At 34.9% G+C, this 26,079-nt stretch carries 29 protein-coding genes and 4 pseudogenes; 13 read left to right on the forward strand and 20 right to left on the reverse strand.

Annotation, left to right across the window (positions count from 1 at the left end):
* Positions 1–5 precede the first annotated feature (5 nt).
* Entirely contained in the window at positions 6–914 is a 909-nt protein-coding gene (locus tag JOOMADRAFT_RS20090; RefSeq protein WP_008610578.1) for a helix-turn-helix domain-containing GNAT family N-acetyltransferase, read from the forward strand.
* A 33-nt stretch (positions 915–947) separates the two neighbouring features.
* On the forward strand, positions 948–1,424 hold the full coding sequence (locus JOOMADRAFT_RS00220) for a GNAT family N-acetyltransferase (protein WP_008610580.1): 477 nt from the start codon (positions 948–950) through the stop codon (positions 1,422–1,424).
* Positions 1,425–1,684: 260 nt separating this feature from the next.
* On the opposite strand, the gene JOOMADRAFT_RS00225 is transcribed toward JOOMADRAFT_RS00220, so the two are convergent.
* The 16 genes and pseudogenes from JOOMADRAFT_RS00225 to JOOMADRAFT_RS00290 form a co-directional block, all read right to left on the reverse strand.
* Positions 1,685–2,401: a hypothetical protein gene (locus JOOMADRAFT_RS00225; protein WP_008610581.1), complete on the reverse strand. Its 717-nt coding sequence runs from the start codon at positions 2,399–2,401 to the stop codon at positions 1,685–1,687.
* Positions 2,402–2,404: 3 nt separating this feature from the next.
* On the reverse strand, positions 2,405–3,310 hold the full coding sequence (locus JOOMADRAFT_RS00230) for a hypothetical protein (RefSeq protein WP_008610582.1): 906 nt from the start codon (positions 3,308–3,310) through the stop codon (positions 2,405–2,407).
* A gap of 154 nt (positions 3,311–3,464) precedes the next feature.
* Positions 3,465–4,694: an SEC-C metal-binding domain-containing protein gene (locus JOOMADRAFT_RS00235; protein ID WP_008610583.1), complete on the reverse strand. Its 1,230-nt coding sequence runs from the start codon at positions 4,692–4,694 to the stop codon at positions 3,465–3,467.
* 5 nt (positions 4,695–4,699) lie between these two features.
* Complete coding sequence (locus JOOMADRAFT_RS00240; protein WP_008610584.1) at positions 4,700–5,656, reverse strand: hypothetical protein; 957 nt, start codon at positions 5,654–5,656, stop codon at positions 4,700–4,702.
* Positions 5,657–5,768: 112 nt separating this feature from the next.
* A complete protein-coding gene (locus tag JOOMADRAFT_RS00245) occupies positions 5,769–7,100 on the reverse strand; it encodes a site-specific integrase (protein WP_008610585.1) in 1,332 nt (443 codons plus the stop codon).
* A gap of 421 nt (positions 7,101–7,521) precedes the next feature.
* Positions 7,522–8,604 (reverse strand): Fic family protein, encoded by a 1,083-nt coding sequence (locus JOOMADRAFT_RS00250; protein WP_008610586.1) that lies wholly within the window; start codon positions 8,602–8,604, stop codon positions 7,522–7,524.
* Between the two features lie 211 nt (positions 8,605–8,815).
* Positions 8,816–9,619 carry a DUF4138 domain-containing protein gene (locus JOOMADRAFT_RS00255; protein WP_008610587.1) on the reverse strand — a complete coding sequence of 268 codons (804 nt, stop codon included), beginning with the start codon at positions 9,617–9,619 and terminating at the stop codon, positions 8,816–8,818.
* Positions 9,620–9,705: 86 nt separating this feature from the next.
* Positions 9,706–10,665, reverse strand: coding sequence for a conjugative transposon protein TraM (gene traM / locus JOOMADRAFT_RS00260; protein WP_008610588.1), 960 nt, complete (start codon positions 10,663–10,665; stop codon positions 9,706–9,708).
* 64 nt (positions 10,666–10,729) lie between these two features.
* Positions 10,730–11,359 carry a conjugal transfer protein TraK gene (locus JOOMADRAFT_RS00265; RefSeq protein WP_008610589.1) on the reverse strand — a complete coding sequence of 210 codons (630 nt, stop codon included), beginning with the start codon at positions 11,357–11,359 and terminating at the stop codon, positions 10,730–10,732.
* A gap of 19 nt (positions 11,360–11,378) precedes the next feature.
* Positions 11,379–11,639 (reverse strand): annotated as a pseudogene (locus JOOMADRAFT_RS20405) (hypothetical protein); the annotation flags it as partial.
* Between the two features lie 2 nt (positions 11,640–11,641).
* Positions 11,642–12,370: pseudogene (gene mobB / locus JOOMADRAFT_RS00275) on the reverse strand (MobB family relaxase); the annotation flags it as partial.
* Positions 12,339–12,923: a BfmA/BtgA family mobilization protein gene (locus JOOMADRAFT_RS00280; protein ID WP_040879414.1), complete on the reverse strand. Its 585-nt coding sequence runs from the start codon at positions 12,921–12,923 to the stop codon at positions 12,339–12,341. The gene JOOMADRAFT_RS00280 and the pseudogene mobB, both read right to left, overlap by 32 nt.
* Before the next feature lie 399 nt (positions 12,924–13,322).
* Positions 13,323–13,521 (reverse strand): annotated as a pseudogene (locus tag JOOMADRAFT_RS20410) (hypothetical protein).
* Between the two features lie 23 nt (positions 13,522–13,544).
* A pseudogene (locus JOOMADRAFT_RS20695) lies at positions 13,545–13,750 on the reverse strand (JAB domain-containing protein).
* Complete coding sequence (locus JOOMADRAFT_RS00285) at positions 13,701–13,994, reverse strand: JAB domain-containing protein (RefSeq protein ID WP_394358995.1); 294 nt, start codon at positions 13,992–13,994, stop codon at positions 13,701–13,703. Before JOOMADRAFT_RS00285 ends, JOOMADRAFT_RS20695 begins: the two are co-directional and overlap by 50 nt.
* Before the next feature lie 69 nt (positions 13,995–14,063).
* Positions 14,064–14,408, reverse strand: coding sequence for a single-stranded DNA-binding protein (locus tag JOOMADRAFT_RS00290; RefSeq protein WP_008610593.1), 345 nt, complete (start codon positions 14,406–14,408; stop codon positions 14,064–14,066).
* 712 nt (positions 14,409–15,120) lie between these two features.
* Between JOOMADRAFT_RS00290 and JOOMADRAFT_RS00295 the strand changes: the two genes are divergently transcribed.
* The gene (locus tag JOOMADRAFT_RS00295; RefSeq protein ID WP_008610594.1) at positions 15,121–15,450 is read left to right on the forward strand and encodes a YegP family protein; all 330 of its coding nucleotides are present in this window, start codon (positions 15,121–15,123) and stop codon (positions 15,448–15,450) included.
* A 92-nt stretch (positions 15,451–15,542) separates the two neighbouring features.
* Here the strand turns inward: JOOMADRAFT_RS00295 and JOOMADRAFT_RS20060 are convergent, their stop codons facing one another.
* Entirely contained in the window at positions 15,543–15,677 is a 135-nt protein-coding gene (locus tag JOOMADRAFT_RS20060; RefSeq protein WP_085942216.1) for a histone H1, read from the reverse strand.
* A gap of 237 nt (positions 15,678–15,914) precedes the next feature.
* Between JOOMADRAFT_RS20060 and JOOMADRAFT_RS00305 the strand changes: the two genes are divergently transcribed.
* From JOOMADRAFT_RS00305 to JOOMADRAFT_RS00340, 9 genes are all read left to right on the forward strand, one after another.
* The gene (locus tag JOOMADRAFT_RS00305; RefSeq protein WP_008610595.1) at positions 15,915–16,562 is read left to right on the forward strand and encodes an NAD(P)-dependent oxidoreductase; all 648 of its coding nucleotides are present in this window, start codon (positions 15,915–15,917) and stop codon (positions 16,560–16,562) included.
* A gap of 73 nt (positions 16,563–16,635) precedes the next feature.
* Complete coding sequence (locus tag JOOMADRAFT_RS00310) at positions 16,636–17,604, forward strand: aldo/keto reductase (protein WP_008610596.1); 969 nt, start codon at positions 16,636–16,638, stop codon at positions 17,602–17,604.
* 210 nt (positions 17,605–17,814) lie between these two features.
* On the forward strand, positions 17,815–19,326 hold the full coding sequence (locus JOOMADRAFT_RS00315; protein ID WP_008610597.1) for an aldehyde dehydrogenase family protein: 1,512 nt from the start codon (positions 17,815–17,817) through the stop codon (positions 19,324–19,326).
* Between the two features lie 69 nt (positions 19,327–19,395).
* Positions 19,396–19,767: a DUF779 domain-containing protein gene (locus JOOMADRAFT_RS00320; protein WP_008610598.1), complete on the forward strand. Its 372-nt coding sequence runs from the start codon at positions 19,396–19,398 to the stop codon at positions 19,765–19,767.
* A gap of 246 nt (positions 19,768–20,013) precedes the next feature.
* Positions 20,014–21,009 carry an alpha/beta fold hydrolase gene (locus tag JOOMADRAFT_RS00325; RefSeq protein ID WP_008610599.1) on the forward strand — a complete coding sequence of 332 codons (996 nt, stop codon included), beginning with the start codon at positions 20,014–20,016 and terminating at the stop codon, positions 21,007–21,009.
* A 175-nt stretch (positions 21,010–21,184) separates the two neighbouring features.
* A complete protein-coding gene (locus JOOMADRAFT_RS00330; RefSeq protein WP_008610600.1) occupies positions 21,185–21,715 on the forward strand; it encodes a YceI family protein in 531 nt (176 codons plus the stop codon).
* 69 nt (positions 21,716–21,784) lie between these two features.
* A complete protein-coding gene (ygiD, locus tag JOOMADRAFT_RS00335; protein WP_050989628.1) occupies positions 21,785–22,609 on the forward strand; it encodes a 4,5-DOPA-extradiol-dioxygenase in 825 nt (274 codons plus the stop codon).
* Between the two features lie 15 nt (positions 22,610–22,624).
* Entirely contained in the window at positions 22,625–22,789 is a 165-nt protein-coding gene (locus JOOMADRAFT_RS20095) for a DoxX family protein (protein WP_157136641.1), read from the forward strand.
* Positions 22,790–22,860: 71 nt separating this feature from the next.
* On the forward strand, positions 22,861–23,481 hold the full coding sequence (locus tag JOOMADRAFT_RS00340; protein ID WP_050989629.1) for a nucleotidyl transferase AbiEii/AbiGii toxin family protein: 621 nt from the start codon (positions 22,861–22,863) through the stop codon (positions 23,479–23,481).
* A 314-nt stretch (positions 23,482–23,795) separates the two neighbouring features.
* Here JOOMADRAFT_RS00340 and JOOMADRAFT_RS00345 read toward each other — a convergent pair whose 3' ends face one another.
* Both JOOMADRAFT_RS00345 and JOOMADRAFT_RS00350 read right to left on the reverse strand, forming a co-directional pair.
* Positions 23,796–24,209 (reverse strand): DUF6691 family protein, encoded by a 414-nt coding sequence (locus tag JOOMADRAFT_RS00345; protein ID WP_008610602.1) that lies wholly within the window; start codon positions 24,207–24,209, stop codon positions 23,796–23,798.
* A 3-nt stretch (positions 24,210–24,212) separates the two neighbouring features.
* Positions 24,213–24,770: a YeeE/YedE family protein gene (locus JOOMADRAFT_RS00350; RefSeq protein ID WP_008610603.1), complete on the reverse strand. Its 558-nt coding sequence runs from the start codon at positions 24,768–24,770 to the stop codon at positions 24,213–24,215.
* Positions 24,771–24,876: 106 nt separating this feature from the next.
* On the opposite strand from JOOMADRAFT_RS00350, the gene JOOMADRAFT_RS20260 reads away from it, so the two are divergent.
* Positions 24,877–25,032 (forward strand): hypothetical protein, encoded by a 156-nt coding sequence (locus JOOMADRAFT_RS20260; protein ID WP_008610604.1) that lies wholly within the window; start codon positions 24,877–24,879, stop codon positions 25,030–25,032.
* A 9-nt stretch (positions 25,033–25,041) separates the two neighbouring features.
* Here JOOMADRAFT_RS20260 and cydB read toward each other — a convergent pair whose 3' ends face one another.
* Complete coding sequence (cydB, locus tag JOOMADRAFT_RS00355) at positions 25,042–26,079, reverse strand: cytochrome d ubiquinol oxidase subunit II (protein WP_008610605.1); 1,038 nt, start codon at positions 26,077–26,079, stop codon at positions 25,042–25,044.

Here is a 26,079-nt window from a genome sequence, read left to right on the forward strand (position 1 = left end):
ATAATATGAACACGATAGAGAAAGCAGGAATACTGGCTATAGCAGCAAAACTGCAAAATGTATTGGACACCTTGAGAGATGCCGGTAATTTATTTTACAAGGCTCACGATATCAATTTTGAGACCAAATGGTTTCCCCCCATTTTTTTGTTGTCCATAGTCGACCAATTAAGTGTAACGGAATTGGCAAAGGAAATTGGATTAAGCCATCCGGCAGCCATCGGATTATTAAAAGAAATTGAAAAAAATGGGCTCATTTCTTCCGTGAAAGATAGCCGGGATGAACGAAAGCGCAACCTTATGCTAAGCCCTAAAGGCCGGGAAGTAGTTTCCGAATTAAAGCCCTATTGGGATAGCATTGCCAGCACCCTATCTGAAGTGACGGCCAATCCACATAACCTTTTTATTGCCCTTACCGAAGTTGAGACGAGACTGGATAAAAAACCCCTTTTGGAAAGGCTCAATGAAAAAGCAGACCAAATTTTAAATCAGCCCAAAGATAAGGACTTTACCATAGAAAGGTGCGATAATTCATTTGCTCTAAATTTGGCGAAAGCCATAAACCGTGAACTATTTACGCATCCGGTTGAAGAAGAAATTAACCCAGATACTGCAAAAAGCAAACCCACCTATTTCCTAGCCAGTGTCAATGGTTTACCGGCAGGGCACACCGCTATTTACTTTACGGACAGCGAAATGGAAATCTACTCTATTGGCGTGCTGGAACAGTATAGAAATCAAGGTGTCGCACGGCATTTAATTCAACATATCAAACAGAGTTACCCATCAATGAAACTAATTAAAGCCGTCTGTGAAATCCATCAAAAAAGTTTTTTTGAGCATTTGGGTTTTGTGTTTAAGAAAGCTGATAAGGAAAATAACAGGATAACAATGGAACTTAAAATTGTTTCATAAAAAAGCATCCACAAGCAAAAGAATATTTTTGATATGAAAAGAGAAAAGACCGACGTACAAATAATTCCTTATGAGGACTCCCATAGGAATGCCTTTAGGGATATCAATTACCAGTGGCTTACCCAATATTTTGAAATCACTGCATATGACAAACCTTTTTTTGAGAACCCTCGAAAAGAAATCCTAGATAAAAGCGGATATATTTTCTTGGCTTCATTGAAAAATGAAATTGTGGGCTCTTTTGCCTTGGAAAAGGTTACCGACAAAGAATACACCTTGGCAAAAATGGGAGTTAAACCAGGTTTTCAAAGGTTAAGGATTGGGCAGTTATTAATGGAAAAAGCTTTGAAAAAAGCTGAAGAGCTGAATTTGGACAGCTTGGTTCTATATACCAACCATCAATTGGTTCAGGCGTTAAACCTATATTGCAAGTATGGTTTTCGGTTTGAGAGGCTTGAAAATCCATTGGTGGAGAGAGCTACTATAAAAATGGAGAAAAAGTTTGGGTAAATATCTACTATAATAAATAAAGCACCTTTTACCAAATTAATTTGATTCTTAAAATATCTGTTTACCATAATTTCTCACTGATTAATTCTGAAATGTTAATTGTATTAGTAAAAAAGTTAAGAGTTCTGTAAGCTTCCCCTAAAACCGAACTGTTTAAAAGTAGAATAATATTCTTAATTTTAAACATTCATTATGAGAAAAAGTAAATTCACACCGACACAGATTGCCAAGATTTTCATACAGTTCGAAACATGGGAAGCCTACACAATGCGTAAGCCCAAACCTTTGGTTTTGTTGATATGGTTTGAAGTAAATTGATTTACGTGTGCATAGATAATACCTATATCATCGTTCATTTTTGTATTCCAATCAAAGCCATAAAGTTCATTTAGGCATTCCGATGGCTTAGTTCTGAACATTATATTTGGACTTTTATAATTGCGTCCGTCGTCCAATAGTATTATCAAAAGATAGACTTTACTAAATCCGATTTCAGCATAGCCATTAGCCTGTTGAGTTCCCTTTTTCTGTAAACTGCTTACCTTATTTATTTTTGGTGGTTGATTCTCTAAAGATTCAGACTTAACAATTTTACATTCAATTCCAATTGCGTTTTCTGGCATTTCATTTTCATAAACAAGTATATCAATATCCCCTGGCATTTTATTGGCAATTGTGATAGGCTCTTTAACGCCACAACCATGGTTTACTGTATTGGATGCAGGAAATAGGTTGCTAAACAACATTCTTCGGAATTCGTTATTGTCCATAAGCCAATTGACAGTTTCATCTACACTCTTGAAAGTACGGGTTACGCTAACCTCTGGTTCGAGATTATTTACGAAGAATGAAATAGTAGATGAACCATCAATACGTTGTCTATCGGAAAACACGTATTGGGTTGTTTCGTATTCAAGTTGCTTTTTTTTCTGAAACAGTTGTATGAGTTTGTTCTTGATTTTTACCAGTAATTTCATAGATTAAAATGGCAAAACCTGTTGGGTAAATTCCTTGAATATTTCACTTGCTAATGCTTTGTCGAATGCCTTGGCAGTAACTAAATCTCCAAGTTTTGATTTTAACAATTGACCAAATGACTTTTTACTTAAATGTGGAATGTCATTGCGAAGCTCATCGAATTCGTCAAAGATAATTTGTTGACCAAAGCCTAATCCTTCAATTTTTAAGAGAGCCTGTTTTATGAGTTCCTTTAGTTCCTCATCGGAACCACTAATTTTAGAATAGTCGGTTACTTTAGCCTTTCTTGCCTGTTCTATGGCATACTTTCCTTCCAGCTTTAACTTGGCATTAACTTCTCGACCATTTATAGTTTCGATAAGACTTCGAGCTTCAAGCATTCTTCCATAGTCCCAATCTTCGCCACGACCATTCAAAGTTACACCGTTACCTTCAAGAATCCAGTTGATGGAATGGTATTTTCCATCTTTATAAAGATCGTAAAGTTTTGAAAGGATAAGGTCAAGGATGCCTTCAGTGTCGAGATTTTGACGTTCATTCAAATCAATTTCATCAGGTCGGACAATTGCATCTGAAATGAATAACATTTTCAAATAATAGTCAAGTCCATTGATTTCATCTTTTAGGGCCTGTATTTCATTCTTAACTTTTTGGTCAACACCTAAATTAAATCCAGTATTGAATCCTTTTTGAGCTTTAAATTCATTTGCAAAATTTCTGTTTTCTGGTTCAAAAGATACACGAACATAGTTGACCACGACAGTTTCCCAGGCTTGCTTATCTTCCTTAAAATTATTAAATTCAACTTCTGTTTTCGAAGATATATGTTTTTCAATAAGAGCACTACCTTCAGACTTAAACCCCTCTATTTCACTTTTAAAATCTTCCCATTTTACTTTTAGGACCATATACAATATTTTAGACAGTAAAGTTAGTGGAATGAAAATGCAAACTGTTAAATTCTTAATTGAAGATTTCAACAGTTCGTAAACAATAATCTAAAAATTAACTGCACTATCCAATGCATCATCTGCATCTTTGTGGATGAGGAATCTAAATAATTTAGGCTTTAGGAAGATGACAATCTTTAAAAGCTTTCCCGCTTTTACAAGGACAAGGGTCATCTTGGGACATAAATGTTTCCTTTACTACAAAATCTGCTTCCCCTTTAAATTTTCCTTCTTTACCAGTTTCCGCAATTTTTAAAACTTCTTCCATTTCAGCTTCTTTTCTTTTTAATTCTTCTGCAGAAGGTTTGAGTCTTCGAGTAAGTTCCATATCAAAAACATTGTCCCATATTCGATACGTTTCAGAATCTTTTACTGGCGGTTCATCAAATACTTTTCCTTCTTCATTTACTGCTTTGAATTTTTTAAAATCGTCTTTAAGTTGTGGTAATTTGACAAAGAATGTATCGGTTGGTTGGACAGCAAAGAAGAGGTTCTTTAAAAATTTGTCATTTGTACTAAACACTCTTGCAAAAGGCGCATAGAACAAGTATTCTAAATCCAAGAGGTTAGTTAACCGTTCCCCACACAAAGAATTATTTATACCAATGAAGTAGAGGCAGACAATTTCGTAACAATACATAGCATAATTGGCAAGGCTATGTAAATCTGGATGTGACTCGTTTTTCCATCGAGCTTGAATAGACTCTTTTAAGTCTGGACTGATTTCAAAATAATCTATTACAAGATTTAATGTGTCTGCGGGTTCAAGTTCAACATAAAGTCGTTCCTGTAATCGTTCTTTTAATGCTAAAAACTTCTCTTCGTTTGAAGGTTTGTGGTCTTTTATTTTGATGTCTTTAAGATGGTCAAACTTTCCTTTAAATTCATCTACTACATTTTCATCTTTAGATTCTGTTCGCCATACTTCAGCTATGATTTCATCTAATTTGTCAAAATCGCCTTTTTTCCATCGCTTAATAGAGAGTTCTTCGGGTGTTTCAACGAATGTCATTCCTTTTTTTGTAGGTGTATTTATTGATTTCGTGGCATTTAGAAAAGGTCGATTATCAGCTGTGGTAAATTCGCCAGTCAATGATTTTTCAACCAGCACCTTATAATTCATATTCACATAAGCATTATATGGGAACATTTTTTTTGCAAGATCAATAACTTGGTCTTTGGGTGTTTTTCTACCTCCCTTTTCTTCTTTTGCAAGGTCACCAAGAATCTCTGAAACCAATAAGGGTGTAATGTTGACGATGTAATATTTATGAAGTTCAACTACATCTTCATAGTTAAGCCCTTGAAAGGTAGATTTATCTAGTACTATTGGTATTGACATATTTATTATTTTAAGCCAAGATAACCCATATACTCTTCGAAAGTTAATACTGAATTCCTTGGATTGGTTGAAAGAGCACTTTGTATCATTGCTTTGTCGGAAGTCACAAAAATAGTTCTAGCTTTCCCAATATAGTTTTGACCAACATAATACATCATCAAGATATCCCAAATAAAATTGGATCGACTATTTTCATACAGATTGAATTCGCTATTAACCAGATTTTCCAAGACAGATTTATGAAGTGCAATGGGTTCTGGAAAAATATTAATAAAATCCTTTGCCATTGGTGGCAATTGAGTTAGAACATCTTTATGCTCTTTATGAGGTAATTTGCCTTCAGCAACTAGTGCAGCTCTAACTATATACATATTACCCATTGCTAACTGTATTGACATTTCTTCTGACCTGATATCTTTTAGAGCTTTTTTTCTTCCAGCTGGATTGTTTTCAAAGGTTTTCCATCCATTAAGATTAGGGTCAAAAATTTCCAAAAACTGTTTCATACCATCCGCAAACTCATCTTCGACAATTTTTACATCTTGTGCGTTTAAATTCAGGGCTCGCTGAAATTTAGTAAAGACATATTTATTCGGGTTCTTGGCGAAGTGAAAAACAATCTGACCTAAAGCGGTATTTGTCTCTACTCTTCTGTCTATAACTAGGTTGAAGAATGCTTTGCTTATCAATAATTCATATATAGGAATCATTGAATAATCAGAGTTATTGCCGCTGTGGTAATACAATGCCTTTATCGCCTTTAGGCACTTATTGAATGAAGGGTCATTTTTATTTGCGATGTGAGCCAAAAGCTCTCTAGCTACAATAGGGTTGAGTAGAGGTTCAATATCATTTTGTTGCTCACGGTGTTTTATTTTCTTTAATATCTTATCTAATTGTCGATTCGTTTTGCCTGTAGCTAAATATCTATATGCGTTGGTATCAAATATTACTTTTTCCATAATTTTTCTATTTTATTGTATACATACTTCTAATATATACTCATAGAAAAAAAAGTAAATATTGTTTAGTGGTTATCTCAATTTTTATCATTGATTTTACTGTTATTTATAATTAAAAGTTTATCACGCTATCTAACGCATCATCAGCATCTTTATGTATGAAATTGGCTTGATAATTTAGAGTCGTTTTTAAGTCACTATGTCGATACAATTTTTGCAGCATTAAAGGGTGAATCTTATCCCCAGCTATATTCCCGAAACTGTGTCGGGCAATATGGTTAGATAAGTTTTTTTCTATTTTACATTGTTCAGAAATCCTCTTCAAATATTTATTAAAAAGCTTTGTGGCATTTCTTGTTTTTATAAAAATACCTTCTGCATTTTTAGCTTCAGCATCTTTCAAAAAAGGAAATACAAAACCATTATTGATTCTTTTTTCTTTTTTGTAGATATCCAAAATTGTTTTTGCTTTATCTGGGATTTTAAGGCTAAGTGGTTTCTCATTTTTGTTCATTACATAAAACAAACGATTATCTTTAAAATCAGTCCATTTAAGCTGTACAATATCGGATATGCGAATTCCCGCGAAATAAAAAGCTACCAACCACACATTACGCGTATGCCAAATGGAAGTTCCTTTTTCTAAGTCTAGATCTTCAACTCTTTCTATCTCTTCTATAGTCAAACCAATTTTATGTCCGGATCCGATTCGTATTTTTTCCTTATCCCCTGCAAACGGATAGTATTTCGAATCTACAACCCCCTCTTTTATCGCTAAGTTGAAAAGTGTCCGGATGAAAATAAGTTGATTGGTAATGGTACGCGTTTTTTGTCCCAAATCAGCTTTGCAAAATGTTTTATACCTTTCAATAAAGCGCTCATTAATATCTTGAAATCGTAATGTTTTATTCTTTTTGAAATATTGAACTGAGTCTATAAAAGAATTTTCCGATTTACGCCCCTTGCTAATGCGTTTCTTACGACGTTCTCTAATGTCATTAATAATTGTGGCCTTGTCCAATGCCGTTTTCAAGTTCAGAAATTCTTCTAGATTGTAAAGAATGGATAATTCGGATTTTGCTACAGAGAAAGTACCACGCTCATATTTGCTTTTTATACGGTCGGAAGCAACGGCAAAAAAAGATTTTGAACCTCTTGCACCTTTGAGTTTTTGTTTAACCTGTTTTGGAGTAACGCTATCTTTTGAATTAAAAGATACATCATTCGCTTCAATGAGCTTTTTCATTAAGAAGTTGTTCAGCTTTTTTGAATTTGGATGGGAACTTTTGACTTTTCCCGTAACGTTATCCCAATCCTTTTCTAGTACGTATAGACCAGTAAAGAAATAATTAGTTTTATAATCCTTACTGATTCGTACTGCGAGTGGAGCAGTACCATCCCTTTTTTGCTTATTTTTTCTTCTTACAATCTTTATGGCTGCCATCGTGAGAAATTTTAAGAGGTATAAAAATAAGGAATATTTTTAAAAATGGGTACAGAATAGGTACAGAATAATTTGATTTTAGATGATATTAATTGATATTTCAAATTATTGAATCCTAGCAATAATCATTGATTTCAGAGGGTTTACGGTAAATATTGAGCCTCTAAAGACAAAGCTCATAACCCGAAGGTCACTGGTTCGAGTCCAGTTCCCGCTACTAGGAATAACAAGGGTTTCAAGAGATTGAGACCCTTTTTTAATGCCCTAATCCAGCTCAGGTAAAACATAGGTAAAACATTTTCCTTTTTTCATATTTTTTGTTGAATATTGATTTTGATTGGCAAACCCAGTGTGTTTTACCAAATAAAAGACTTTGGGAGTCGCTAATCATAAATCTTGTCCAAATCAAAAATTATATTTTTTACTGCTCTAAAATGGCCATCAATTTATGATTTAGATATAGTTTTTCTTTCCCTACCTTTTCAGAGATTAGAAAACCTGTCTTCTCCAAATCTGAAAGATAATTACCAACGGTTTTTGATGTCCCTAATCCAGCGTCAACTAAGAATTGACGTTTAGTGTAAGGCAGTCTAAAAAGAGTCTCAACCAAATCTTTTGAGTACGCTTTAGGTAATGAATTTTTTATTTCCTCTCCCATAGTTTCCATTAAGCCTGTAACACTTTTTAAGCGTTCCAGTCCTTTTTTAGCGGTATAATCAATCATCTCGAGCATGTAAAGTATCCAAGATTCCCAATTTTGATCTTCAGTTACTTGACGTAATTTAGAATAATATTCAGCTTTATTCTTAATAATGTATTCGCTTAGATAAATAGCTGGTGTATCCAGCAGTTTTTCTAATTTCAGATAAAGTAACAACAAAATTCTACCTGTTCTACCATTCCCGTCTCCAAACGGATGAATCGCCTCAAATTGATAATGTAATAATGCCATTTTTATTAAGGGATCTATTGATCTTTCATTATTGATAAATATTTCTAGATTATCTAGTTTTTCCCTTATTACATTTTCGCCTGTAGGCGGGATATATATTGTTTCCCCTTGTAAATTTTTTAGAGCTGTTCCAGGAGTAGATCGTATCCCTGCTTTATTTTTCTTTATACTTTGTACAATTTCAATACACAAATTAGTTGTTATAAAGGGACGCTTCTCTATGATTTTTAAACCGTTCCATAACGCTTCTTTGTAACTAATAACTTCTTTGGTAGCTGGATTGTCAAATTTTTTATCTGCAACTATAGATTTGTATAGGTCATCGTTGGTAGTAATAATGTTCTCAATTTCAGAACTAGCTTTAGCCTCTTGTAAATGAATGGTGTCTAAAAATAAGGTTGGATTAGGTAAATTTGTTAGCATACCATTAAGTTGTGCTAAAGACCTACTAGCCTCAATTGTTTTTCGCAACACAGTTGTAGTTTCTAAATTTGTTTTAGGTGGTAACTGAGGTAAATTATTGTACGGTGTATTTCTATTAAACTTGGTCATTTAAACGAGGGTAAAATTTACATGTGTTATTTAAACGAGAGTAAATATAGTTATTTTTTACCTCTGTTTGATGCTCGAACGTAAATATTACCTTCGTTTACTCGGGATTTAAAGTAACTCCATCTATTAATACCGTGAAAAAGGGCTCTATTAAAACCTTATCTATGATTGTAATTACACAAATTTTGACAAAAACATAATAGTCATTTGCTTAGATGTGGCGGAATTCTAAAACCACCTTCCTACCTCCATTCAATTCTTGCAATTCCACCAATAATTTTTCCTTGTCTCCTAGCACATATTTTGGCAGTACATATACAAATCTAAGTAACTGACCATTCCATATCTTATTATGAGGGTTACAAATGTATATCGGTTTCATTTCAAGTCTTTGGTAAGAAGATTTTCGCTTTTTATTCCCACTGACACTGTAAACTTTTAAAAAATCAGTTTCAAAAGTAATACCCGAAGTATTGGATACTTCCATAACTAAATAAGTTTCAGATTTGTGATAAACCATTTTCTGAAGCTGTAGTTTAATTCCATTCCTTTTTTTAAAAGCTAATCTTTTAGGGGTGGTTTTAAGTAAATATCTACTGAAGGATTTATAGTATGCCATACTTTTCTCCATACTATCCAATGCTATCTGTTTGTGTTTTGGCTTCGCTGAAAGCGGTACTTCAGTACCTATACTTTCTGTTCTTGACACAAAATAATTTAGTTTAGGTAGCTGTTCTGCATATTTTAAAATATATGAATACACCTGCCCATCATCAGTAACAACTAACAAATTACTTGCTTCCCCAGACTGCGCTTGTAATAACCCGAAATACTGTTTTGTCTCCCGATTATAAGTAAATACAAAATGAGAAGCCCCTGTAATTCCTTGACGGATAGCCTGTGGAAAAAACAACGCCACACTTTTCTTATTATTAGCATACAACGTATCCAATATAACTTGGGCATGTAAAGAGCTTGATAGAATTATGGTTATAAGTATAATTATTGTTTTCATGTCTTTATATTTAATGTTTTTCAAATGTCAAATGAAACATCCATACAATCATCTCCTTATATGTTCAAGAAATAACAAAGAATGTCTCATTGCTTGAGTTTTAATATTAATTGATAATTGTCCATTACCGTCACCTTCACTTGTCGGTTACTCCTTCTAAAAAGCTGCTTGATACCACTTACTTGTGGTACTCCAGCTAGGTTGATATCATCTACCACATCACCAACCACTTGTTTTCGTATTTCTTCTTGGAAACTGTTTTCTATATAAATTCCTTTACTCCCGTCATCAAGATCAAAGGCTTCAAATGGAATGTTGCGACCATTAATCTGTTCAATACGTAAGAGGGTTCGATTGGGTTTAAAACTTACAAAACCATACAGTAAGGTATTTTTATCAAGAGTGATTCCATCTACTTTGGCAGAATTGGAAAGTCGCATACGTAATCTATAATCTTGCTTTACGGTTTGCGTACCATCTACTCGCACCCTTAATTCTTCATCTGTATTACGTAAATGCTGTTCAACGTTTTCTTCTGGATTTGAAGCAAAAAAGAGTTGATGTTCCAATCCTATTTCTTTTGCGCGAATCTGTAATTCTTTTTCTTCAATGGTAGAAGTATCGATCTCAGAAATATCATAAACTTGATGTATGGGCTCCTTAGGCTCATCTGAATAATTTTCTTCTAACTGTTTTAATGCTGCTATGTTTTCATATCGCTTTTGGCCCAGAAAATAAACACTGTCAATCATTCTTTTTTTGCGGATACTATCTTGCTCTACATTGTAATATCCTAAAGAGTCCAATAAACTATCATCATAGACACTTGGGGCATTGATTTCCCGCGCTTCTTTTAAGGCCTCTATAGCCTCCATTTTACTTTCATATTGTTTCTGCTCTTTACCTAGTTTAGGGACAAGCACTTGATTGTTTTTAATAGTCGCATCTTCATCCTTTCTAAAAGTGATGATGGCATAAAAAACAATAAATAAGACCACGCTTGCAATGATCAACACCATTACAATTTTACTTTTCTGGATTTTCATCTGTGCTTTTTATTTTTTCAATTGGTCAGATGGAATTCGCCATCTAACATTATAGAGCATCTACTTATTGGTTATGGCTCATTTCATAATCTTCAAGTTTTCTAAGTGTATTTTCAAAATAGTCTGTAATCAATAACCCATGAGGGTTATGCGGAAAGTTCCGATCCACATGAATCAGGTTTCCGCTAGATATAAGTTCATAAGTATCGATTATGGAGCCTCGGTTAATTTGGAAAATGGTTACGGTCTTGAATTTATAAGGTTCGCTCTCCAGTTCAACCTTAGACTGAATACTAATGACGTTCTGTACAAGGGAATATTGCAAAAGACGATTATAAACACCTTCTGCCTGTTTTTGTCGAAACAAATCCGCTACAGCATTGTTACTAAGCCAAAGCGCCTTTTCTATTTGCTTCTTGTAATTATTGGCATCAATATTATAAAAGTAGTGGTGAAAGCGTTCTAAATGTGCCAAGGCCTCAACTTCCAAATTTTCTCGTTGATGTACTACTTTTAAAGGGATGATGTCACCTTTGCTACTTACTACAAAAGCATTGTTTTGGGATTCCCTGTGAATCTTGATGGTCATCAGGATAGATACAACACAAACTAAAGCAGAACAGCCCACAGTTGCTATTACGATAAAACGGTTGGTGCGAAGCACATCAAAGATATTTTTATAAGGTATTTGCATACTGATTTGATTTTAGTTTTCACGAACTTCCAGTAAAAAGTCTTAGGACAAAGGTGCTGGCTTTTCGATACAGTTTAAATTTGAGTAGTACAATAAACCCGATGGAAGCACATTCAACCACTGGAGCAAAAAATTCATCTCCCCAATCTGTACCGAACAAGTCCATCCAAAAATGGGTATTGATTTCAGTGTAAAGGTTGTTTACAAATACATTGACCAAAAAGAAGGCAGGTACAAGCATGTACACCCCCGCATAAAGCTTAAAAAACGTATAAGCTAAACAAAACCTCGCTTCACCGTTTTGCCGTTCATTTCCACTTCCGAAGCTTTGTACTTACTTCCTGGAGACAAGCTATAACGATTAGATGTGTCCTTGCGGCTCACAATAATATGAATATGACTTTGAGGACCTGGTTTGAGCATCCCAGGAACAATTCGTTTTCCATTCAATTGATGTGGTGCTTTTTGTTCTAGATGATTGATCTGTCTTTGAAGTTTCTTAATATTTCCACGCACTTCTCCTCGCTCTATCCGTCGAATATCTTGTTTCAACTCTAATATTTGAGAGGCATAAGGTTGATTTTCCCGAATCTGTTTATCGGTTTCTTTAAAGGTGCGTTGTCGCTCCACCTTGGCATAATATTTAATATCATCAATAGATACAGGCTTCCCGTCAATTTCCCGATTGAAGGCTTTAGCATAGGTTTTCATAGCTTCTCTAGTGTACTTTTTTAAAGCTTCAGGAGCATCTCCAATAGCTCTGAGTTCCCGCTGACTTGGATTCAATGTAATGGAATAAAATTTGGGCTCTGCTTTTTTAAGTTTAGCTGTATTGCTATCAATTTCCTTGACAACCTCTTCGGCGGATATGTCATTATGATGTTGATCAAAAAACTGTTCTAGTTCAGGCATGGGTTTTCCTTCATTCTCTTTTTCGAGATAATCCACAAAAGCGGCTGCACTTTGTCCAAAATTCCCACTAAGACTTTGTGCGGTAATGGTGATGTACATGATTCAACGATTTTTTAAAATTCTCCAATTCATTTTTATCCATATCCAGTTTATGATATCCTTTTCCAAAAGTTCCTTTTACATAGTTTAATTGATTCCATAGCTCCTCTACCCTATTTTTATAATGACTCAGTTCCTTTTGCATCTCTTCATAACGATTACGGTAATGTTCTAATTCGGCATCCCTGGTTAAGAGTTCGGGAGCACCAAAATCAAAGCTTCCCTCCTGTTCTTTCCATTGTTTACTGTGGGATTCCATTTGAGAAACCTCTTGAAATAAAATATCCAACATCGCTTTAGTGGGAAGGGTTTGCTCTTTTTCAATGTTACGAATGATGGCTATCAGGGCATTAATACGTTTTTTGGTATCATCCTTTTTCACTCCAAGATTCTCATTTGGAGAAAGGTTATTCCATTTAAAAAAGTTCAGCATGGCTTCTAGCGTTTCCGAATGTGATTTAGAAACGTCTTTGGAATATCTCCTAAACCGATCTGCTATTTCTTTTTTAATACTAATAGCTGAAAAGCGATATTTTTCATATGTTTTTTCCATATTTACTGTAAAAAAGTCCCTTTTTATGGGCATTCCAACGGTATTTACTGTAAACCCCTGGAAATCGGTACAATTAAATTGTTTTTAAATAATTGATTGTCAGTTAATTAAAATCTAAAAACAAATCGGAACACCGCAACGCGTGTTACCCTCTTGCTACTCCTTTTTGTCCCGCAGGGACAAAATTCATACACCCCACCAAAGTGGGTGCCTTATTTTAATTGTGCTAAAATGGTCATATAAGGAAAGTCAAATCGTTCGTTTGGAAAGCTATCAAAACGAACCTATTTTGATGACCAAAAAGGCTGTTACCTCTTGTTTTAAAGATACTAATTTCAAGGGATTACCCATAAAAAAAGCCCATCATAATCGATGGGCTTGATTGGTATTATTTGCTATTTAGATATTGAAAACATACTTATAATTGTATAGATTTCGTATCGCTTCTTCTTCCAATAGGGATTCATAATTTACATAGTGTTCCCTAGCGTAGTGCTTTAATTGTTTCCCTAATCGACTTTCTATATCTTTTTTTGGACATAGAAAGCAACCGATTTTGGGTTTCCTTATCGAGATTATTGTAATTTAAATAAACCATTATTGTATACTTTAAAATTCAATTTATAACAAACCATTATCCGCAAAACTGAAGTAATTCCCACAGGGGCTTAAAATAATATGGTCTAATACTTTCACATCAAGATACGAACCTGCTTTTTTGATTTTTGTGTAATTTCATTACCCTGTTCACTGGCTTTTAGTGTGCCACTGGGATGGTTATGACATAAAATTACAGCTGTAGATAAACTTTTTAGTAATAACAGCATATAAGATTCTGATATCCACTAAAGTGCCCGTGATACCGCCTATGGAAAGCGTATAGATTCCTTTTACCTTATTCGAATTATTTAACAATAAGACTTTAAAAGTCTCTTGTAAAGCGATGGTATTCATATCAAAGGATTGTAAAAGAATAGCAGCAGCTTTGCTACTACTGGAAATAGTTGTTTCACAACTGGTCAAAAAACTTTCTTTATACGAGAGTTGAATTTCATTAACTTTGTTTAACATAACTATTCAATTTTAAATTGATCCGAAATAGTTAAATACAGCAGGTCGGGGGACCTGCTGTATTGCTTTTTAACTTGCTTGGTTTCCACCAAGAAATAAAATCTCTGAAACGATAACCTCGGTTACATAGCGTTTTACGCCTTCTTTATCCTCATAAGAGCGCGAGGAGAGTTTTCCCTGTACAGCTATCTCTTTACCCGTAAATACATAATCTTCGATTAGGGAAGCCACTTTCCCCCAGGCTACCAATTGATGCCAATCGGTATTGGTTTGTTTCTCCCCTTTGGAGTTTTTAAAGTTCTCATTGGTAGCTAGTGAAATTCTAGCTACTTTTTTGCCATTGTCTAAAACGGTTACTTGTGGTTCTTGCCCTACGTTTCCGATAAGTTGCACTTGATTTTTTAAAGTACTCATAATTAAAAAATTTAAAAGGTTCCTAAATGCCCTTTGTCTGCAAGCTTTTGAGTGAAGTTCTTTAATAATGACGTTTCTTGAATTTTTTACTAGTTTAAAAAATAGTGTTCAACATTTCATTTAAAAGATTCATCCTATTAATAAGCTAACATTTTAAGGGGTGTTTGTTTGCCTTCTTGCGTGCATAGCACTTATAAAAGCAGTAGGTTCTGTCAAGACTTTTGAGCAGAAATCAGGAGTGTCTGCTGACGTCAGTAAACCTTAGGATTTACAAGGAAGTAGAAACCTTATTTCTAAGCAAAACTTGTTATAGTCTTGACAGGTTCTATAGGGGTTTAGGAATGCTTAGCCGATACATTTTTGAAGGCGTGTACGGGAAGTTAAACGCCTAAAAAAATGATTTCGGGTTAGCAATCCTTAGACCACTACCGCTGTTTTTCGTTATCCCGAAAAACAGGTAACGGCTTCTTTTATTATAAAACCCTTAAAATGTAGGGAAGACTCAATTTTTATTTTCAGGACTTTGCCGAGTAAATCCAAGAGAAGGATTTACCAAAAAGGACTTTTTAGAAAATAAAAATGAGGAGCGCGGTGGATTTAAAAAAATACTATCTTAAATAGACTGATTTAAACTCTTAATTTTTTCAATAACGTATAGGATATTTTGAAACTCCCTCTAAAAGTTTTATATTCAAACTAAAATTAACAAACCATGGGAAAATTTGAAATAAACACCGATACATCTGATAAATATCGGTTTAATCTAAAAGCTACGAATGGACAAGTGATCTTAAGTAGTCAAGGGTACACCACTAAATCAGCTTGTGAGAATGGTATCGACTCTGTAAAGAAAAATGCTCAAGATGATGCAATGTTTGAACGGAATACCGCCAAAGATGGAAGTCCGTTTTTTAATTTAAAATCGAGTAATGGTCAAGTAATTGGCACTAGTGAGATGTATTCGAGTACTTCGGCTATGGAAACTGGAATCGCTTCTGTTAAATCAAATGCACCTGATGCAGCAATAGTAGATAATTCTTAACTATAAACACATAAACGCTCTCTTTTGCTATTACTAAAATAGCGATCATGATAAGGCAGACTAACACCTATTAGTCTGTCTTTTTTGTTTACTTACTTTTTTCCTTCTTCAACGGACACTTTTCTAAACTCTTTAAAAAGCTTCGTAAGCTCTAAAGAGGCTTTACGTGCTCTAGTTCCAGCAGCTTTATTTCCACTTTTTAGGTATGCTTCGGATATCGATAGCATTATTTATTTCCTAAGAAGAGATGAAAATTTGCTAGAGAAAAAGATTGAGGGGCTAGGACAAAGTATGGGAGGATTAGCTACAATTGAAGCTTATAAAATGAAAGCTAGATTTGATTTCCTTATCCAATGCTCCACTCCAGTAGGTAATTTGCATTATACCAGCTTATTGTGTTGGGATGGACATAAACACCGATACAAATTGATATAAGCACAATTGTGATATTAAACAATACAATTATGAAAATAGTAATCATTGGGGCAACAGGGTTTTTAGGTTCCAAATTAGTGAATGAAGCAAGAAACAGAGACTTTGAAATAACTGCAATTGCTAGAAATACAGATACAATCATAGATAAAAAAGTGAATAAAATTTCTGTGGATGTCAATAATGTAGAGAAGCTTACTGAAGCATTGAAAGGACAAGATGTTGTCATCAGCGCATTCAATGCTGGTTGGACAAACCCTAATATTTATGAGGATTTTATTGCCGGTTCTAAATCAATTCAAGAAGCCGTAAAAAAAGCGAGTGCTCAAAGACTAATAGTTATTGGCGGTGCGGGAAGTCTCTATACAACTGAAAAGCAACAAATAGTAGATATGGTTGATTTTCCTAAAGAAATAAAACCTGGAGCAACTGCTGCAAGGGATTATCTGAATATTTTAAAAGAGGAAAAAGATATTGATTGGGCATTTTTTAGTCCCGCAATTGATATGCATCCTGGAATAACTACAGGTAGAACAGGCCAATACCGTTTAGGAAAAGACAATCCAGTTTTTGATCAAAACAATGTATCTAGTCTATCAGGAGAAGATGTAGCTGTTGTTATATTAGATGAAGTTGAAAGTCCAAAACATCATCAAGAACGATTTACAGCAGCGTATTAAATTAATGGGTTACCCAATTTAAAATAATCTTTATAAAAAAGGTTACACATTAATTTTTATAAAACAATTTAAAATGAAAAAAATAAAAATAGGACAAACAGACATAGAAGTAGCACCTTTCAACCTAGGGGGAAACGTTTTCGGATGGACTTTAGACGAGCAAAAATCTTTTGAATTATTAGATGCTTTCATCGAAGCAGGCTTTAACTTTATCGATACAGCAGATATGTATTCATATTGGATAAACGGAGGTGTTGGTGGAGAATCGGAAACCATCATTGGAAAATGGATGAAAGCCCGAGGTAACCGCGACAAAGTAATTATTGCCACAAAAGTAGGCGGACCTACCGGAGTACACGAAACAGACTCTAGCAGAAGACACATTTTGGAAGGGGTTGAAAAATCATTGGAAAGATTGCAAACCAATTACATCGACTTGTATTATTTGCATTACGACGACGAAAAAACACCAATAGAAGAAACCCTTAGAACGTTTCATGAGTTAGTAAAAGCTGGAAAAGTAAAACACATTGCGGTTTCAAATATTTCTCCGGAGCGACTTCGTGAATCATTGGAATTTTCAGAGAAAAACAACCTTCCTAAATATCAGGCATTGCAGCCTTTGTACAATTTAGTAGAGCGAAAAGGATACGAAACCGTTTATGCACCCATCGTTGCAGAATATAATTTAACGGTATTCCCTTATTTCGCATTAGCGGCAGGTTTTCTAACAGGAAAATATCGTTCGGAAACTGATTTTAGCAAAAGCCCGCGCGGACAAAGAATGGCTCAGTATCTGAATGAACAAGGTTTGAATATTTTAAATGCTTTGGACCAAATAGCTGAAAAACACAATACCGTTCCTGCAACGGTTTCATTGGCTTGGTTATCTGCTCAACCTCATATTGGTGGTCCCATTGCCAGCGCAACATCCAAAGAGCAACTAGAGCAAATCTTGTCGAGTACATCATTAAAATTAGACAAGGATGACTTAGTATTGCTTAATAAAATCAGCAAGCAAAAACATGCTAATATAGTCTAGATTTTTGTTGAAAACATATGAAAATAAAGACGTTATAATAGTTAAAAATACAAAAATTAAGGGAAAGGGAGTAAAAAAATTGTACCTTGCTTAAACCAGTTATACTGGTTTACTAAAGGCATAATTACTTTAAATATGATGTTACCTTTTACTGAAAAATAATACAATTATGTCTTTTTAACAAAAAAAAAAAATCTAAATACAATAATTATGAGTAAAGAAACAATATTGGCTTGGCCAGAATTTAAGGGAAAATACGATAACTATATCAACGGAAAATGGACACCTCCTGCACAGGGAAAGTATTTTGACAATATTTCTCCAATTAACGGTAAGGTATTTACCAAAGCTGCACATTCTACCGCAGAGGATATTACCTTGGCTGTAGATGCGGCTCACGAAGCTTTTAAAACTTGGAGTAAAACTTCTGCAACCGAAAGAAGCATCATTCTGAACAAAATTGCAGACAGAATTGAAGAGAACCTGGAATACATTGCGACAGTTGAAACCATCGACAACGGAAAAGCAATCCGGGAAACAATGAATGCAGATATTCCTTTAGCAATTGATCATTTCCGCTATTTTGCAGGTGTTATTAGAGCAGAAGAAGGTTCTCTTAGCGAACTGGATCAAAACACAGTTTCCCTAATCGTTAACGAACCGATTGGAGTCGTAGCGCAAATCATTCCGTGGAACTTCCCGATTTTAATGGCGGTATGGAAACTTGCTCCTGCCTTGGCTTCAGGTTGTACTATTGTCTTAAAACCAGCAGAAAGTACACCTACTTCAATCTTAGTTCTGATGGAATTAATTGAAGATTTACTTCCTGCAGGCGTGCTGAATATCGTAAACGGTTTCGGTTCTGAGCTGGGAAGAACTTTGGTTACAAATAAGAAAGTGTCAAAAGCTGCTTTTACTGGTTCAACTGCAACAGGACGTATAGTGATGCAATACGCTACTGAAAACATCATTCCTGTGACTATGGAGTTAGGAGGAAAATCACCTAACGTCTTCTTTAATTCCGTAATGGATGAAGATGACGACTTCTTGGACAAAGCAATTGAAGGCGCAGTTATGTTTGCCCTAAACCAAGGAGAAATCTGTACAGCTCCAACCCGATTGCTTATACAAGAAGATATCTACGACAAATTTATTGCAAGGGTTATCGAAAGAGTTGAAGCCATCAAAATGGGCAACCCGTTAGATAAAACCACGATGATGGGAGCACAAACTTCTAAAGTTCAGTATGACAAAATTTTATCTTATTTGAAGTTAGGAAAAGAGGAAGGAGCAGAATTATTAACTGGTGGTGAAGCTGCTAAGTTGGACGGCGATCAGGAAGGTGGATATTACATCAAACCAACCTTGTTTAAAGGACACAATAAAATGCGAATCTTCCAAGAAGAAATCTTTGGACCTGTATTGGCAGTTACAACTTTTAAAACAGTTGAAGAAGCCATAGAAATATCTAACGATACCCTTTACGGTCTAGGGGCAGGTGTTTGGACTCGCGATGCACACGAATTGTATCAGGTACCAAGAGCCATTCAGGCTGGTAGAGTTTGGGTAAACCAATACCATGCGTATCCTGCAGGAGCTCCGTTTGGAGGATATAAGCTATCTGGATTCGGTAGAGAAAACCACAAAATGATGTTAGGCTATTACCGTCAAACCAAGAATATGCTAATCTCTTATGACAAGAAAAAACAAGGATTCTTTTAATTAACGTTTTGAAAAGAGCAAATTCCATTTAGGGTTTGCTCTTTTTTTAACAACCAAAATCAATAAATTATGATATCTCGCATAGACAGTACAGAAAAAGCAAATGATTTAATCAAAGTGCTGCAAAAAAAACACGGTGAACTAATGTTTTACCAAGCTGGAGGATGTTGCGAAGGTACACAACCACAATGTTTTGAAAAAGGAGGTATTTATTTGCGGATGAATGATGTTTGTATCGGAGAAGTGGAAGGATGCGAATTTTGGGTGGATCACGATTTGTTTGAATACTGGAAACATTCTCATTTTACACTCGATGTAACCGACGGATTTGGAGCTGGAGGATTTTCACTCGAAACACCACTCGGAAAAACCTTTCAGATTCATTACAGACTTTTTACTCCCGAAGAAACAGATAATTTGACTCCGATTAAATTGGCTTAATGCACTAACGTTGTTGCCATCTAATAAAGAAGTCTGTATAATCGTCAAGCGAGTTTAGGGACGGTACAAAAATATACTCACCCCAAATGCACAACTCACCTAAGGAAGAGTTTAACAAACAAACGCTTACCTGTTTGTGTCTTTATGTTGTTCAATTAATAAAGCTGAAAATGCTCATTTTTCAAAAATCATTTTGCTAACAGATATTACATAAACAACAATCCATAAAATATAAAAACGATGAAAATGAACTTATTATCTATATTAACCTTTTTAATTACTTTTCAGTTTACGATAGCACAATCTGATAGCCTACAATGGTTGGACATTGAATTGTCTAACTATCAATATCCTTATGCTGTTTCTATTTTGGAGTTGAAAATACAAGAGCAAGATTTAAAAATGGCTTATATGGATATTACCCCTAAAAATTACAATGGTAAAAACATTGTTTTGTTTCATGGAAAAAATTTTAATGGAGCTTATTGGAAAACAACAATCGAAGCATTAAGCAAAGAAGGTTTTCGTGTCATCGTACCCGATCAGATTGGGTTTGGTAAATCCTCGAAACCAGAACATTTTCAATATACCTTTCAACAATTAGCACAAAATACCAAAACGCTACTTGATACTTTAAACATAAAGGAAACAGCCATTTTAGGACATTCTATGGGAGGTATGATAGCTTCACGTTTTGCCTTAATGTACCCTAAAACAATCACAAAACTAATATTAGAAAACCCTATTGGATTGGAAGATTGGAAACTAAAAGCACCATACAAACCTGTGGAATGGTGGTATCAAAATGAACTTAAAAGTAGTTATGACGGCATAAAGAAATATCAATTAGAAAACTATTATGACAACAAATGGAAATCTGAATATGATCAATGGGTGAACCTATTAGCGGGTTGGACATTAAATTCAGATTATAAAAAAATTGCATGGAATTCAGCATTAACCTATAATATGATTTTTACGCAACCTGTGGTTTACGAATTTAAAAATATTACCGCTCCAACACTTTTAATTATTGGCATAAGAGATAGAACGGCTCTTGGAAAACCGCTTGTTTCTGAAGATGTTAGAAAAACCATGGGGCTTTATAATGAATTGGGTAAAAGAACCCAAAAGGAAATTCCTAATGCACAATTAGTGGAATTAGAAAATATAGGGCATTTACCTCATATTGAGAAGTTTGATAGTTTTATTCAACCGGTAATAAAATTTTTAAAAGAATAAGTTGTCAAAACCCTATCAAAATAATTGAGTGTTAGTCTAATCAATCACCAAATGGGTTCTGGAACGATATGAAAAACATCCTTCCTTCCTAAATCTACAACTCAACTACCGAATAGTGTAACACCTGCACCAATGTATGTAAGTAACTTTGCATTAAACATTAAATATAATTTTTATGAAAACAACAACATGGGCAATAGACCCAGCGCACAGCGAAATAACATTTAAAGTTAAGCACTTAATGATTTCTAACGTAAAAGGAGAGTTTAGAACTTTTGAAGCCTCTATTGATGGTGAAGATTTTACAAATTCAACCCTTTCCGCAAAAATTGATGCCAGTTCTATATCAACCAATAACAATGATAGGGACACACATCTAAAAAGTCCTGATTTTTTTGAAGTAGAACAATTTCCTGAAATCACTTTTAAGAGCACTTCCCTTAAAAAAGGAGATGATGATGAGTATAAGTTGGTTGGTGACCTAACCATTAAAGGTGTTACCAAAGAAATCACGCTTGATACCGAGTTTGGAGGTTTTATGAAAGACCCATACGGAAACGAAAAAGCAGGTTTCTCTATTAATGGAAAATTAAACCGTAAAGACTTTAGACTTAACTGGAATGCTGCCTTGGAAGCAGGAGGCGTTATGGTTGGTAATGAAGTGAAGATTAATGCAGAAGTTCAATTTGTAAAGCAAATTTCATAACTTTTTTATGAAGTGAATCGCAAACAATTTTTAAAATCCTTGGCACTTTTGCCACTTGCAAGTTCGAGTATGAATTTAAAAGATTTAAATAAAATGACCTCAACAATGAGTCGCACAGAAAAAATGCCCGTGTTGTTCCTTGGTCATGGAAGCCCTATGAATGCCATTGAAGAAAATGAATTTGTAGCAAACTTTAAACAACTAGGGAAAGAATTGGTGCGGCCAAATGCGATTCTCTGTATTTCGGCACATTGGGAAACCAAAGGTACTTTTGTAACAGCCATGCAAAATCCGCCTACCATTCACGATTTTGGTGGATTTCCACAAGCCTTGTTTGATGTGCAATATCCTGCACCAGGAAGCCCAGAATTGGCACAAGAAACCAAAAATATCATCACTCTGACCGAAGTTGGATTAGATGACAAATGGGGACTTGACCATGGCGCTTGGAGCGTGATAAAGCATTTATACCCAAATGCAGACATTCCAGTAATACAGATGAGCATAGACTATTCGCAACCTGCAAAATATCATTATGAACTTGCAAAGGAACTAAACAGCCTACGCAACAAAGGTATTTTAATAATTGGAAGTGGCAATATGGTGCATAATCTACGAAAAGTGGCTTGGGATAAACTAAATGAAGAATATGCTTTTGATTGGGCGATAGAAGCCAATGACAAGATGAAAAGTTACATTTTAAGTGGCGACCATCAAAGCCTTATCAACTTTAAATCGCAAGGGAAAGCCTTTGATTTAGCCATCCCAACACCAGAACATTATATGCCTTTGCTTTATACATTGGCATTAAAAGAAGAAAACGAAAACATCACATTATTTAACGATAAACCTGTTGGAGGTTCACTTACAATGACTTCAGTAAAAATAGGTTAAACAAAAAACTGGATTATGAATAAAATAACGAATATTGATTATAGTACAAATTCTGTAAACATTGCACTTTTGATTTTAAGAGTGGGAGTTGCAGTCATGATGCTGGTACACGGTATCCCAAAACTTCAAATGCTATTTAGTGGAGATATCCAATTTCCGGGTGTTATGGTGAAGCCCTAAAACGGATAAAATCAAGTATTGAAGCTGCCGTCCCCGAAACACATATTTCCCTTCAGGAGAAAATACTAAAATTGCTCATTTCAACCCCAAAGGCACAAATAAAACTGGAAGTCAACCAAGCCAATAGGGGTGTAATCGATGGTACTAAGGAAATGATGCTATGCGAAAAAGCCCAAGATGAGTTTGCAGCATTCTGTGCTATTGATGTAGTCCCACTAAGTCAACTTTATGGGGGTAAAATATGTGCTGCTTTACACAGGCAACACCCAAGGGATTTGTTCGATATAAAATATCTAATGGAGAACGAAGGTTATACAGATGAAATAAAAAAAGGGTTTATACTTTGTCTATTGGGCAGCAACCGTCCTTTGCACGAAATACCCAGCCCTAACCTCTCGGACCAAAGGCATGCTATGGAAAATCATTTTGATGGAATGAGCTATGTTCCGTTTTCCCATGAAGATTTTGAAGAAACCAGAAGTCAACTTATAACGGTCGTCAAAGCGAGCCTAACAAAAGAGGATAAAGATTTTTTATTGGGCTTCAAGACTCTTACACCGGATTGGAGCGTTTACGATTTTGAAAGATTCCCTGCTGTGCAATGGAAACTACAGAACCTTCTTAAACTTAAAAACAGTAACGAATCAAAATACAATGAACTAGTTGGGGCTTTGAAAAATGTGCTCTACTAATGGAAGCTTTTCTGTCTCAAATTCATTCTCTTTTTGGGACAATGTAAATTTGAAATTGAGATAAATACGATTGTGATTGACCCTTATAATAATCTTAAATTTTAAATCTTAAAAAATATCAATTACTATCAAAACATATTCTAACTTCAAAAATGGCAAAATGTTGTACCTATGTTGTACCCAAGAAAAAAAGTGAAGTAATTTTTAATAAAAAAAGCCGAAGATTTCTCTTCGACTTTTGTACTGGCTGGGAGATTTGAACTCCCCTACCTCGTCGTTTTACATCTTAAATCTAAACTTTTGATTCTTAAAGATTAATGCTGCAACTTGTCCTTAACCAATCCATACAGAAAAGTACCTACCAACGCGCCAAAAATCACTATTAAAATAGATAAGTAACCAGCACCTGCCAATACATACATTGGACCAGGGCAAGCCCCTGCCAATGCCCATCCCAAACCAAAAATGATTCCACCAATAAGATAACGAGTAACACTCTTTTCTTTTGGATTTAAACTCATTTTGCTTCCGTCGATTGGCTTTATGTTTTTTATTTTAATTATTTGAACACCAATTATACCCAGCACTAAAGCCGAACCTATGATGCCATACATATGAAAGCTGCCAAACTGGAACATTTCATAAATGCGAAACCAAGATGCAGCTTCCGATTTGAACATTATAATTCCGAAGAAAATTCCTATTACCAAATATGTTATATATCTCATTATCTAAAAAATTAAGGGAAACATAATATGAATCATTACCAATCCACCAATGAAGAAACCAATTACCGCAATTAAGGATGGCAACTGTAAATTGCTTAATCCAGAAATGGCGTGCCCAGAAGTGCAACCACCAGCGTACCTTGCTCCAAAACCTACTAAAATGCCACCCACTAAAAGTATCAGTATATTTAAAGGGTCTGATAAGGATTCCAAAGAAAAAATTTCTGGCGGAAGGTAGCTTTCCCCGGCACTTTGAATGTTATAATCAACAGCAAGTTGTTGTGCGATTTCAGGATTAATTTTCACACTACCGTCGCTCATATAATTTGAAGCGATAAAACCACCAATGATGGCACCCAATACCACCATTAAGTTCCAGCGTTCTGCTTTCCAATCAAATTTAAAGAAATCTGCTGCCTTTCCTGCACCCACTACAGCACACGCTGTCCGTAGGTTTGAAGACATCCCAAATTGTTTTCCCACAAGTAACAAAACAAACATTACAAGGGCAATAAGTGGTCCCGCCAAATACCAAGGCCAGGGTTCATATATCAAATCCATACTAAATAATTTTATGCAAATATGACACTTTCGCAAAATTAAAACTGTAACAAGGGTTACAGTAGTGCTAATTAATTTTCATTAACTTTATTAAAATAGAAAGATTATGACTCGTAACAAAAAAATAAACTTGATTTCAGTACTACTTGGCTTAACTGCTGTAGCAATGATTATTATAGGAATAGTTATGAAAATACCAGCACCTGCAGTCACTGGTGTGGGATTTCTTTTGATAGTTTGGGCTTTTCAAATCTTTAAATAGAATAATTAATTAATAACTCGTATCATCCAATTTCACTTTACCGTGAAATGTCTTATATAGGAACAGGAAATAACCAGCTAAAAGAGGTGTACCAATAAGCACAATAGTTAACATTATGCCTAAAGATTTTTGGGATGCTGCTGCATTGTAAATTGTTACACTATATTCTGGACCTATAGTTGATGGTAATAGAACTGGATATAACTGAACTGCAACAAGCATTAACAAAAACGCCATTGTTAAAGACGAGAATATCAAGGCATACGCATATTTCTTTTTTGAGGCTAATCTTGGTACGTTTGCAACAGCCAAAAAAGCCAGTACAGGAATCACAAAATATATAGGATGCTCCTTAAATGTATCGGTAACGCCATGTAAAAACACCAATGTATAAAGTGATGTAGCTGCAAAGCTTACAATGAAAAAAATCATTCCTTTTTTTAGTAAAAATGTTAATCTCGCGTGTAAACGACCTTCCGTTTTTAATAACAGAAAAATAGCACCTTGTGTCATAAATAGTGATACCGTGGTTAAGCCAACCATTATAGCATAAGGGTTTAAAAACGAAAAAAACATACCACCTTTATAGCTGTAGTTTTCGGCTAATTCTATTCCCTGTAAAATGTTTGCTAAAACAACCCCCAACAAAAATGATATAAATACATTTGCTGTAAAGTAAATTATGTCCCACGTCTTACGCCACCAAAGCATCCTCTCTGCACTTCTAAATTTTATAGCTGAAGAACGCAGTACCAAAAACATTAGAAAGAGCATAAAAGGCACGTACATTGAAGATAACATCGTGGCATACATTACAGGAAAACCGGCAAATAATGCACCAGCTCCTATAATGAGCCATACTTGATTAGCATCCCACAGTGGTCCAATAGCATTGATTGCGATACGCCTGCTTAAATCCTTTCTGAAAAATAAGTGCCACATTCCGGCACCATAATCAAACCCTTCTAAAATTGCATAGCCTGAAAATAATAAACCGACTACTAAATACCAAAGTGTTGGGTAATCAATCCCTAAAAAATATTCCAT

The organism is Galbibacter orientalis DSM 19592, assembly GCF_000260115.1.
In the GTDB taxonomy this organism is placed as follows: Bacteria; Bacteroidota; Bacteroidia; order Flavobacteriales; family Flavobacteriaceae; genus Galbibacter; species Galbibacter orientalis.